The organism is Pedobacter flavus, from assembly GCF_036324285.1.
In the GTDB taxonomy this organism is placed as follows: domain Bacteria; phylum Bacteroidota; class Bacteroidia; order Sphingobacteriales; family Sphingobacteriaceae; genus Pedobacter; species Pedobacter flavus.
Genome location: NZ_JAZDQU010000001.1, coordinates 174547 through 188068 on the forward strand (window position 1 = coordinate 174547; position 13522 = coordinate 188068).

The 13522-nt window shown below is 29.5% G+C and carries 7 protein-coding genes; 3 read left to right on the forward strand and 4 right to left on the reverse strand.

Annotation, left to right across the window (positions count from 1 at the left end):
* Positions 1-26: 26 nt before the first annotated feature.
* Both VRU49_RS00760 and VRU49_RS00765 read right to left on the reverse strand, forming a co-directional pair.
* Positions 27-242, reverse strand: a complete 216-nt coding sequence (locus VRU49_RS00760; protein WP_330144861.1) for a hypothetical protein — start codon at positions 240-242, stop codon at positions 27-29.
* Positions 239-6241, reverse strand: a complete 6003-nt coding sequence (locus VRU49_RS00765; protein WP_330144862.1) for a DUF8693 domain-containing protein — start codon at positions 6239-6241, stop codon at positions 239-241. The genes VRU49_RS00760 and VRU49_RS00765 overlap by 4 nt, the downstream gene beginning before the upstream one ends.
* A 316-nt stretch (positions 6242-6557) precedes the next feature.
* On the opposite strand from VRU49_RS00765, the gene porV reads away from it, so the two are divergent.
* A complete protein-coding gene (porV, locus tag VRU49_RS00770) occupies positions 6558-7715 on the forward strand; it encodes a type IX secretion system outer membrane channel protein PorV (protein ID WP_330144863.1) in 1158 nt (385 codons plus the stop codon).
* Positions 7716-7820: 105 nt separating this feature from the next.
* Here porV and VRU49_RS00775 read toward each other — a convergent pair whose 3' ends face one another.
* Complete coding sequence (locus VRU49_RS00775) at positions 7821-8255, reverse strand: hypothetical protein (RefSeq protein ID WP_330144864.1); 435 nt, start codon at positions 8253-8255, stop codon at positions 7821-7823.
* A gap of 362 nt (positions 8256-8617) precedes the next feature.
* Between VRU49_RS00775 and VRU49_RS00780 the strand changes: the two genes are divergently transcribed.
* Both VRU49_RS00780 and VRU49_RS00785 read left to right on the forward strand, forming a co-directional pair.
* Complete coding sequence (locus VRU49_RS00780; RefSeq protein ID WP_330144865.1) at positions 8618-9358, forward strand: LytR/AlgR family response regulator transcription factor; 741 nt, start codon at positions 8618-8620, stop codon at positions 9356-9358.
* A gap of 260 nt (positions 9359-9618) precedes the next feature.
* On the forward strand, positions 9619-10677 hold the full coding sequence (locus VRU49_RS00785; protein ID WP_330144866.1) for a sensor histidine kinase: 1059 nt from the start codon (positions 9619-9621) through the stop codon (positions 10675-10677).
* On the opposite strand, the gene VRU49_RS00790 is transcribed toward VRU49_RS00785, so the two are convergent.
* On the reverse strand, positions 10674-13499 hold the full coding sequence (locus VRU49_RS00790) for a lantibiotic dehydratase (RefSeq protein ID WP_330144867.1): 2826 nt from the start codon (positions 13497-13499) through the stop codon (positions 10674-10676). The two genes, VRU49_RS00785 and VRU49_RS00790, sit on opposite strands and share 4 nt — an antisense overlap.
* Positions 13500-13522: the final 23 nt, after the last annotated feature.

The following is a 13522-nucleotide window of genomic DNA, read 5'->3' on the forward strand; positions in this document are numbered from 1 at the left end:
TAATCCCTAATATGCTACACAAGACATTAACTAGCAGTTTGGATGATCTTTTTATTCTTAAAGAAAAAATAACTTATAACTGCAATTCCTAAAACAATATAAGGAATCCAATCATCAATTGGAACGTCAACGTCTTCACAAAATGGATCAAACATAGGGTCGCACTGTGCGTTTGAATGTAAGGCTACAAAAAGTAAAATAGACGTAGTAAATAAAAATTTGTTAATCTTATTTAGTATCATAGTAAATTCTTGTAAAATTTTGAAGAACCTAATACAACGTTATCCTTCTCATTGACAAGTTCAATAATATAGATTCCATTATTTAGATCACTAATATTCATTTTTATATTCTCACCAGATTCAAATCTTGAACTCTTCATAACTTGACCTGACATATTATAAATAATTACCTTAACAGAAATAGCTGATTTATTGATTTCTATATAATCTGTAGCAGGATTTGGGAATACAGTTAAGTTTAATTTACCGTATGTAACTAAATTTCCAAAATCTATTATTTGTGGATAAGACAAAAGAAAATCTCCTGCTTTGTTAAAATATTTAATTCTATAAAAAGCTACATCCTTTAATGGATCACTATCAATATAAGAATAAATTCTTGAATTATTAGCATTCCCTTGGGACAATAATTGTCCAATTGTTTGATAATTTACACCATCAATTGAGCGTTCAATTTCATATTTCAAACCATTTCTTTCTGAAGCAATTTCAAAATTTAATTGTGCCGTAGTACTAGTTGGTTTTACAATTGTAAATGAGGTTAAATTAAAAACAAAAGGAGTCACAAAATTTATTCGTTTTACTTCAGAATAGTTAGATGTACCATCCTCATTTAATTGCTTTAATCGGTAATAGTTATTGCCTTCAAAAGGATTTAAATCCTTTCTTAAATAGCTGTTTACCATCTCACTTCTACTTAAAACGTCAAGTTCATCTATTTTCACAAAGTTCACACCATTAGTCGATCTTTCAATTTCAATTTTAGAATTACCATTCTCTTTCTGAGTTTCCCAAAGCACAACCACATTAAATTTATCCTGTAAAACAGAGAAAGAACTTAAATAAAATTCATAAATCTTCTTAACTACGATAGATTTTGTTTCAGTATAAACAAACTTATTATCTGTAAAATAATGCTTTATTCTATAATAAACCAGTCCAAATCCAGGATTTAAATCTTCGAAAATATAACTCGAAGAAAGGTTAGGGTTTCCAGATCCAGCTTTTTGACTAAGCTCTGTAAAATTTACACCATCTGTTGATTTTTCGATTCCAAATTTTAAGGTACCTAATTCTGATAATGTACTCCAATTAATTTTCACAATTTTATCTGCTTGAACTACATTAAACATATTAATTTTAGATTCGAAAGGCTTTTTAAAGTTTAAACCAAAATTATCTGAATAAGTGAACGTATTATCTGTAAACTCATGTTTGATTCTATAATTTAAAAATCCATCAACTGGTGTTTTGTCTGCAAAAGTGAAATTCTGGTTAGTGTTATTATCAAAATTTATAACTCCAATTGATAAAAATTCTCCTCCATTAATTGAACGCTCTACATTAAAAAGCTTACTCTTTGCTGAGTTTATTAATGACCAACCAAGTTTTACTTCATTTTCTAATTGAGTTGCAGACAAATTAATAATATTAGAATTTAAGTAAAATACCACTTCCACTACTGATGAATAAGAAGATGATTTATCAATATTTGAAACTCGTAATCTATAATTAGATTTTCCTTGAGTAGGTTTTAAATCTGAAATTGTATAAACATAAGCATCTGTTGCTCCAGCCTTTACACCTATTTCTGAAATTACATTATAAGCTCCAGCTTCAGACATTTTTTCTAAAATGTACTTATCTGTAAATTTATCTGATAAACTCTTCCATGAGAATTGCACTTCATTATTTTCAATTTTATAAGATAAACCTTCAATTGCAAGAACTGCCTTAAAATCTAAAGTTCGAATTTCAGAATACTTAAATGATTGATCAGAATAAATTATTTTTAATCTGTACGAATTAATTCCAATAATCGGGTTTGTATCAGTATAAGTATAACTTAAGCCTGTTTGAAGATTAATTTCTCCAATTTTATTAAATAAAATTTCATTAAATGATTTCTCAATTTCGTATTTCACAATATTACTTTGATCCTCAAGAGACCATAATAATTTAATGTCGTTATTTAGGTTGCTTACCTCAAAATTTTGAATATTAGCATTAGATGACTTAACATAATTAACCAATATAACATCTGAATACGTGTTCGTATTATTATAAAATACTTGTTGTAATCTAAAATGATTTTTGCCTTCCGTTGGAGATAAATAATTAAAATTATAACTCACCTCTTTAAAAGAATCGCCAGTAGCATTTAACTCCCCTACTTTAGAGAAATTTACTCCATCTAAGGAATGTTCAATAATAAAAGATTTACTACTTAATTCGGAGGTAGTTTTCCAATCTAATTTTAAATATTCTTCGATTTGTTTCCCTTCAAATCCAGCCAATTTTACAGCTGGGTTAGCATCGGCAACAAAACTCAATTCAAATCTATTATTACCAGAACTATTGGTTACTCCACGAATTACTGAAAATTTATAACTAGGTGTTTCTCTAATATTGATCTCTTTTCCTAAATAATTGTCTTTTAAAACTGCTTTATAATTATTTAAAACATAAGTATTTGGGAAATTTAAAGTTAAGGACACCTCATTTACAGTATCGGCAGGAAATGTAGCCGTTGTTCTTAACTTAATAGTATTAATATCGCCCAGTTTAGGCATATAATTTATAGCTGTTAATTTACCATCAGAAGTCATTGAAGCTAAATTAACCGTACTTCCACCTAAATATGAAGCATCGATTTCATCATAATTTTCAGAAAAACCTTCATTAAATACAATCGCAGTTTCTTCTGAATTTTCTACATCACTTATCTTAATCCTAAAATCAATAGCGCTACTTAGTTCAGAACTTATACTGGATCCAGGACCAGTTTGCATAGAAAGTTGATCTCTCAAAAGCCTTTGAGTAGGCAAAGTTAAATACCTATTTACATTTGACAAGCTATTTTTATGACTTTCAGAAAAAGTAAAAGTGCTAGTGCCCGGAGTATTTTTTCTAATAAAAAATCCTTGTCCAGGTTGAATAATATTTGAGTTTTCTACATTACCATTAACTACTGTAACAACACCGTTTACTTTTTTACGGGTCATAATAGCACCTCCTGGAGTAATAATTTTTATTTCATTATCTAAGCCATTAGAATTAGAAGCATATACTTGCTCCCAATCTATTGACGAAACATAAGGATTTCCTACTAAATTATAACCATTATTTGGATCACCGGCATGGTTAGAATTGTTAATTGTAACTGAAACATTCCCTTGGTTTATAGTTCCTGTAAAAGCTGGACTGAAACTTTCGGGCACATAATCTGGAAATAATTTAGGTGATTCTGTAGAATTTTGAGGATAATAATTATCCCTATTACCTCTATATGCAAAATAAAATCCTTCACCTGGTAACGCATTTGGCACTACCCCAGTAATTAATGAAGTTACTGGTGTAAATTGAGATTGCGAAGCGGTTGCATCTTCTTTATATTTATAAATAGTAGCACTATATGGATTTAAAGCACTTCCTGCATCGAAACCATTTGTTACCCCACCTGATCCAGTAATTACCATATGCTCTTTCATTTGCTGATAAAAACTTCTTCCTGCAGATCTTAAACCAGCCTCATTTATTGGCGGAGCGAACATACGCGTTCCTCTTTTACCCATCCCACCTTTAAAAAATACTTCTACATTGGCATTACCATTAATTGTTGCATTATTTAAAGTTGCTATACTAGCAAAGCCTGATTCATCTGATTTTAAAGTTAGTTTCCCATTTAAATTAAGAATTGAACCAGATTCCAAATTTAGTCTTGAATTTGGAGATATTGAAAACTTACCTAATCCATCTAAATTTTTGGTGCCACTACTTAATATTACATCTTTAAAAACAACTCCTATTCCAGTATCTGAATTAGAATCGGTAATTGTTTGAGCTAATCCGTTGAAATGAACTGTAACATTATTGGATGATAAATTTACTTTTCCTTGTTCTGAAGTCCAGTTACCTTTTACAAATAATATTCCTGAATTAACATTTTTCTGACCATTACCTGTAAATTTAATAGACGAATAGCCCACTGTAGGGTTAGAACTTACCAAAACTTCCCCTATTGCAACGTTATTGGTATAAATTGTTTGTGGAGAAGAACTTGAATATTCGATATTAGAATTTACATTTTGAGGCGTAACAATAAATGTTTTACCAATTGTTGAAATTGATTTTAAGGCTTCTGAACCAGTTATTTTTAAATTCCCACCTTCTAAAGTAAGCTTCGAAATATTATTTGAATTCGTATGAAATGAACGCAATTCATTTAGAATTAAATTTTTCCCTGATTTTACAATATAATTTGGGTTGTTAATTCTAGATGAAGACGAAATCGCAATATAACTTCCATTTAAAATTAAAGCCCCTGAAATTTCAACATCTTGAAGATTTTGATTTAAAACAGTTAAACTAGGAACTGAAGATGCTGTATTACCTTCAATATTATTTCCTACGATTATGTTTTGAGCTTTCAATTTCCCCGAACCGTTAATATTTACATTAAAATCGTTATTTGGCCTATTATAAACACTTACTGCAGAAACTACATTTAAAATCCCATTAATGGTTAAAATACTTTCTTTAGTAGTACCGAAAATAACATTTCCTACTTCTGATGTCCCAGAACTAATAAGTGGATTATTATTACCAAAACTTACAACACCAATTCTTGCCACATCACTAGCTCCAGGAACACCAGAAGGCGACCAGTTAGAAGCCGTATTCCAGTCTACACTGGTTGTACCCTGCCAATCGTAAACTACACCAGAAGAAACAGGTGGTGCCACTGTATTCGTAACATCCCCATTGGCTACATAATTAATTTGTGCGCTTTCACTCATTAAAACTGGAGCTCCCACAAAAGTATAACTACTTGTAGTGGAAGGATTTGCTTTAACATTTGCTTGAATATAATAATACCCTACGGTTTTATTAGATCCATCCGAATTTCCAATACTCCAAAACCTGTCAGACATATTATAATTTTGGGCCGCAGCATCATAAAAAAACAGACTTGCTATTAAATAATCATCATTATTTCCAAAGAAATTATCGTTCGAACGAAGTAACTTCATCGTATTTGGTTCAATAATGCTGGTAATAGAACCTGAAAGATTGAATACCATTTGGTAGATATCAAACAATCCACGTGTTTTAACTTCTAACCCATATAAATTCGCTTGAGTTTGACCTGCATATAATGGATTTGAAATACCGTTAGAGGTATTATTGGCACCAGTAATTTCAAGCTTCATCGAATAAAACTTAAATTCATCAAACTTAAACCTTCCCTCCGTTGTAGAAGACACCAATAATGTAGAATTTGCAAATAAATTTAAACTTCCTTCATAAGCTCCGGTTCCACCCCTTTCTGTGATTGCTTCTCTTGTTGAAGGTGTATATTCATCAACAAATAAATGCCAAACATATTGACCTGATCTTTTTAAACGTTGAATTCTAATCGTATAGGTAGAATTATTTGTACCTATAGAATTTAAGTTTACAGAGATTAAATTATTGTACTGAGATACGTCTGCAGAATTACTGTATTTATGTCTTAACTGAAGTTGATTATTAACATGGGTTAAATAATAGCCTCTTGAATTATTTATATCAGAATTCTCAGCAAAAAGCCACAATTTCCAAGCATTCTCCCCATTATCAATAGTGTTTGAATTGTTAGGATTACTCCCAGAGTTTTTATACAAAAAATTCCATTCATAACCATATGTTTCTGAATTTAAGTCGGTACCTTCCGGTAAAAAAGATAATTTCATACCACCAGCAATACCATTTCCTGTAGAAGACAAAGAATAACCATTCTCTGGAGTTAGGTTATTAAGGGCGGAAGTTGCTGAAACAGCTAAAGCTTGATTAACACCTATATGTGTAAATGCAGTCCCTAGTTGACCGTTATCAAAATTATTATAATAATATTTACTACTTGAGGATTTAATTTCCTGAGCATAAGAATAAGAGCCAAATAAAAATAAACTTATTAAAACCCCAATCTTAGAAATAAAAGTACTTAAAGAATTCATAGTAATTCACATTTACACATGAATTACAACGTATTGCCTAGATACGATGTAATCATCATAAAACATAAGACAAGGACCTATTAAATAGTACACTTATCCAAAAACAAATATACGCTTTTCAATAGTTAGAATTTAAATTTAAAAGTAAAATTACCCGCTTATTTTACTATTTAAAATAGTTATAATTTAAAAAGATTACTTTAAATCATCAATTATAAATTATTAAAAAACATAATTGATCTTACCTTTGCAAATAATTATTATTATTATTTATAATTTAATAATTGTTTTAAAAACAATTTATCAATAATAACTCATGATAAAATTTAAGTCTTTACTACTAACTATATGTGGGCTTTTTATAGCTTCTAGCAATTTATTTTCGCAAACAATAGGTGGTTCACAAACAAATGGAAGCGAATCTAATAATGTAGTTACGGCAGTTCCATTTTTATTAATTGTACCAGATGCCAGGTCTGGCGCAATAGGTAATGTTGGAGTAGCAACTCCTGGAGACGCAAATTCAACCAGCATGAATCCAGCAAAGATGGCATTTTTAGAAAATGATTATTCTATTGGACTATCTTATTCGCCTTGGCTAAGAAATATCGCAACTGATGTTAGCCTTAGTTATTTGAGTGGATATTATAAAATTGATGATAGAAATACAATTGGAGCTTCTTTAAGGTATTTTTCCTTAGGAAATGTTCAATTAACCGATGCAAATCAACAATTAATAGGGGTTTCTAATCCAAATGAATTAGCATTCGACATTAGTTATTCTAGATCATTTGGCGAGGATTTTGCACTCGGTGGATCCGTAAGATATATAAATTCGAATTTGCAAAGCAATTTAACTTCTTCATCTGCAAATAGCAAAGCTGGAAATGCAGTGGCAATTGACATAGCTGCTTTGTATACAAAAAAAACCATCTTATTTAACACGAATACTATTTTAGCTGCAGGTATAAACTTTTCTAATATTGGAACAAAAATGAGTTATACCCAAGCGGGCACAAAATTCTTCTTACCTAGTAATTTAAAAGTTGGAGGCTCTGCTAAGTTTTTATTAGATGATTTAAACGATATTACAATTGGCTTAGATTTTAATAAATTATTAGTTCCAACACAACCAAGCTATGATTCTAATGGCAATATAATTGCAGGAAAAGACCCAAATAGATCTGTAACATCAGCTTTATTTAGTTCATTTGGAGATGCACCAGGTGGGTTTAGCGAAGAATTGAAAGAAATAGGCATTTCTACTGGTGTAGAATATTGGTATAATAATACATTTGCTTTAAGAGCAGGATACAATTACGAAAACCCTAAAAAAGGAAACAGTAGCTATTTAACCGTTGGAGCAGGAGCTAGATACAATAAATTTAATTTCGATTTTGGTTATTTAATTGCCGATGTAAAGAAAAGTCCTCTAGCAAAAACGATGAGATTTGGACTAATTTACAATTATTAAATTATTTCTTCTATCTCTCCTATTTAGCTAAACTGATTAATATTATACAAAAAAGGCCATCTAAATTAATAAATGACCTTCTTATTTTATATTTCAAATTTAAACCTAATCTCTGAAAGCTCTTTTTTGGAATGAATTATTCGTTTTAAACATTGAAGTTCTTTGAATCTGGTTACAAATTCCATATCTAGCAAAAATTCTTATAGAAGTATTGATAATATTATTTAACTCAGCTATATCGTAGAAGCTAGGATTTAAAACATTTATCATAGTTTGAAGTTGATTCATTTCGTCTTCAGAAGCATTCATTATTATTTTTTTACCCCCCTCAACAAGAGCAAACAAAACTTGTTCTCTTACTATTGAAAAGGCCTTTTTAAACTCTAATACTCTTTCTTGATGTGAGTCATAGAAATTTTTCAATAAAATATTATTATGCTCCTCAATCATAACTAGATACATTTCAGCATCTACTCCATTTGATGTTTGCACATTTGTAAAAACGCTATTCAACAAATATTCATAATTTTTAGCTTCCATAATTCTTAAATTTTACTCTTCAAACTGTTACATTTCATACTCAAACTCGACTATAAAATGTAACAGTTTTATGAAGACTGTTTTCATAAGTTAATGATAACAACTTATATGCTCTAGGCTAACACAGTATAAATATTGGACATATTTTTGATAGAATTTAATTTATTACACGAAGTCTAATATATTTTACACGAAACCTGTATTGAATTACACGAACCTTAAAGATTTAAAAAATCATCAAAAATAAAAATCTTTAAAATTACTGGTTAACAGGCTATTTGTGTAAAATTTAAAACCCAGTTTTTTACACAAAACTATTGTGGATGTGAATTTTAATTATCTTGCGTAAAAATTCTACACACATGAAATTAAAATGCGTTGCTATAGATGATGAAGATCATGCAATAGAAGTAATTACTGACCACATATCAGAGATGCCCGGATTATATGTTTATAAAACATTTACAAATCCTATAACGGCCCTTACAGAAATAAATGTAGCAGATCAAATAGACATAATATTTATGGATATTGATATGCCCAGCTTAAATGGTATAGAACTCGCAAAGAGTCTACGTGATAAAACAAAATATTTAGTGTTCACAACTGCACATCCTGATTATGCTTTACAAGCTTTCGATGTACAAAGTGATCAATATTTATTAAAACCAATTTCGTTCGCAAAATTTGCACTGGGTATAGATCGTATTATTAAAAAGGAATCTGAGAAAGTTTCTACCATAGCTACAGTAGACGACTCAAATACTCTTTTTGTAAAAGGCGATCATAAACATGCCTTTGCAAATATCTCGATCAACGAAATATTATATATTAAATCTCTACAGAACTACGTAAAGATCGTAACTTCTAATGATGAAATAATTACTTATTTAACACTTAAAGAAGTTGAAAAAGCCTTAGAAAAACACCCTTTTATTCGAGTTAATAAATCTTACATTATATCTAAGAGCTCTATTAAAAGAGTAGACGGTAATATTATTAAACTTATAAACGATGAGAATATACAATTAGGAGAAGGATACAAAGATGCTTTCCTTGAGTACATCCAAGGTATTCTACTAAAATCTAGCAGAGGTCAATAAACCTATTTAAAAACAGTTGGATCAATTGAAGTAAAAATAGTTTTCATAGTAGAAGTCGTTGGATCAGTACTGAAACCATTTGAGTTCTTTACATTTTTGAAAACGAAAATAGTGTTTTTTGTCAATTTGCTGTTTGTTGTGTTTTGATTTTTCATGATTTTTTTTCTTCAAAAATCATGTGTTTAAAAATTTAATAAAAGTTTATTACACGAACCTATAAAATTATTACATCAATTCCTATATAAATTTACATAAGCAAAATGCAAAGTATCTACTCAGCAGTTAAAAAGTCATATAAAACCCATCTTATAGTTTGGATAATTTTCATTTTTTATGAATTATTCATAACTACATTATCATTTACAGTAAGCATTCCTATTGCTGTAATTATATTCTATTACTCAATGAATATTCTGTTATTCTATGTTAATGCAGAGCTCATTTATAAATTTTCAAAAAGATACTTTCTTCTTCCAGTAATAATTGCAGTCGAAATAGTTGGTTATTGTGGCCTAATCTATATTCTAGAAGTACTATTAACTAAACTTGAGATATTGAATGTTAGTCGAGGTTTTTCATGGCAATCTATTATAAGATCATTGTGGCGCGGAATATACTTTATCGGTTTTAGTGTGGGTTTTGTTTATATCGTCAAAGCCTTAGAAGAAAGCAAACAATCAGAAAGATTAAAAACAGAGAATCTTACAAATATTCTTGATAACCATAGACTTGAAAATGAATTGGTTAAACTAGAAAATAATTATTTGAGAAGTCAAATCAATCCACACTTCTTGTTCAATACTTTAAGCTTTATTTACAACGGCACTAGAAAATTAGCCCCCGATGCAGCTTCAGCAATATTATCTTTATCGGAAATGATGAGATACGCCTTAAAACAGCCAGGCTCGTCTGAATTAGTTAATCTTAGAGATGAAGTTGAACAAGTAGAAAACTTAATGAATCTACATAGACTTAGAACCAAAAACAAGGTATATGTAGAATTAATTATCCCTAATGACATAAATGATGTTAAATTCTTACCGCTGGTTCTTTTAACCTTAGTAGAAAACATTTACAAACATGGTAATATTTCAAATGAAAATTATCCAGCAAAAATTTCAATAATTAATGATGAGAATGGATTGTCTATTTCTACATTTAATTTAAAAGCAGACACTCCAAGCAAATCCAGTAATGGCGTAGGAATGGGGAATATTAAAAGAAGATTAGAAACCTTTTACAACGACAGGTTAACGTTCATCTTTAAAGAAGGCCCAAGCAATACTTACATTACAGAAATTAAAGTTAAAGCCGTTTAATTTTTCGAAGTTGCTTTCTCTTTTTGCAAATCTTTATATAGAAAATAGTAAATAATTAATTCATGTGTACGTTGCAGATCAGAAAATGATCTGTTAACGTGCATATGAAATAAATCACCAAATATATTTCTACCGCTGCTCAAAGATTTATTTAAAACATCAACGAAAGAATTTACAAAATCCTCTGATTTTGAATAATTTATTGCCTCATCATTATAATTTATATATTTTTGATAAGCTATATTTAATTGCTTAAAGTCTAATGAATCTAAATGATGCTCCTCTATAAAAGCATCAGAATATTGCTTTATATACTGAATACTCTTGTCGTTAAAATTTTTAAATGATTTCGATTCAGTTTCAGAAGTCCGATTAAATAACGCAAGTTTTATTATCTCCTTTGCACTATTAATTATAAGTTTATATTTAAGAAAATCATCATCAAGTTGAATTACTTGATTCAATACAAAATCACTATCTATTTCGAAATGTTTTTCAACTTCCTCAATTAAATCCGCTCCATATCTTGATAATTCCCTTTTATAAGTTTTAATCTGTAAATCAGATACTAATCCATTTTCAACATACGGATTAATCAAAGAATACATGGAGCTAATGATTTGATTATAAAACGATATTGACTTCAATTTTACTCTAAATCGTAAATGATTTCCATTTAAACTATACCTTATAAAAAACCAACTTTCAATTAATTTTCTTTTTGAGTTTAAAAGCTCATTAATTGGATCTAGCAAAATAGAATTTGCTCTTTGATGGTGACAAAAAATTTCGAAATACACCCACTCACTTCCAGGAATAAATTGCTCTACCACCTTATCTTGACTAAAAATTACGGAGTACCTATTCTTAAAGTCATTATATATCGGTTGATTATGGTACGCTGTTAATACATATTGTCCGATTAAAGGATTATTTTTATAATCAATCAATAATGGTTTATTAGGCAGTAAAAACTCTTCTAATAATAATTCTTCTTGTTTGGATATGTAATTTATAAAAGCTTCCCTATCCGCAACATTTTCGATATTAAAACAAAGCAATTGATCACCTAAACCACATCTAAATTGATAAGGGATTCCATTATCCTTAAAAAATTTAATTACATCTTCTTTTATATGAGTAAGATCAACTTTTTTAATCCTCCACTTAGCTAAAGAAATTATTAAGTTTTTGTATTCCAATCTAGGATAATAATTTTTATCTGGAAATAGCTTTTCAGGATCGGGCAATAATGAAGCATGAATTCCCTGATATTGTAAATCGCATAACAGCCTAAAAACAGATAAATCTGATCTACTATAATTATATGCACTAGCAAGTCTTGGTATTAATCGTTTATTCAATGAAATAGATTTCAATACAACTTCATTATCCTTTATAGAAATCAAAATATCATTTAAAGACAAGGGGCTTTCTGAAAGGTCATAATTTAATATAGAAAGTTGATGATTATAGATCGAAGCTCTTCTATTTATATTATCAACATTTGCTTCTCCCATATAAGCTACATCGAAAAATAAAATGCCAGGATTCGCTAATTCTTCAGCTGCAGCTATCTCTTTACTCAAATTCAGGAGTTCATTACTTGCCAATGTAAACCTTCCATATAAAGTATTTGCAGTTGATCCTCCCAAATTCTCAATCAATAATTTATCTCCATATTGCTGAACTACAATACTTAAACTATTCGGAATTGGCGCAAATTCTTTGGCATCATAATCTATTAAATCATCTAATAAAATCACCTCATTGGAGCATTTATTAAATTGTGTATAAGCAGCTAACTTTTGCTTAATATTGTCCTTTCTTTGAGATACATTTGAATTCTTTTTTGCAACCAGCTTATTAGCAAAATCAGAATTAAGATTCGATTGTTCTAATTCATCATAACCTACCCCCATTTCTGGGTCCAACGCCATCATCAATGGAACTTCATTCTGATCAAATTTTTCTAAAAATTTTGATTTAAAAGCATCCAATGCAGGCATATTTTGCATAGGTACATTTCGCTGCAAAACATCAATTAATTGTGGAATGCTCTTAAATAATGGATAATTTACTTCATTATTTTCTACTTCGATTTCAGAAATAACATAAGGAGTATCATCACCCAAATGTGTTAGAGCCATTCTATGAAAATAATCCTCTCCAATAATATTGGGTGTATTTTCCGTAAAAATCAACTGCAACTCCATCATATCCACTAAAAGAGAATCCATTTCAGCAAGAGATCCAGAATCAACATTTAGTCGATTATACAGTTCCGATTTTAGAATTGGCTTATTTGTAGCATTTAAAATATTTAAAGCACGTTGATTAATACCTACTTCGGCTATTTCAAATACTTTTTCGTTTGTGTAAATAAATCTTATTGAATGCTGTGTAGTATAATAAGTAGAATTACAAAACAATAATGGATCACTTCCTAGTACTTCATGAAAATTAATTTCAACTTCATTTTTACAAGGCCAATTCACAAATGAGTGCGTCTTAAATGGGAGTTTCACTTTTACAAACTCATTTGTAGAATTCTGATTATTGTTCAACAAACCAAACCCGCTAAATGTTCCAAAAGGCGTTGCTCTAAATCTTGACCTATTAAAATATTTCCATAAGGTGAATTTAATCTTCGGACTTAAACCATCTATTTCATCTTCACTAATATCTTTTATTAAATTGTAAAAACTTGGAGAAGAAATAGAAATATCAGATTTTAATGCGCTCCAACATTCCTTTAAAGAATATTTCCAAGAAAATTTAGGCGCTCTAAATACTAGATTAGGCAATAAATTGGGCTTCATATTATAGCTATGACATAGGGGTA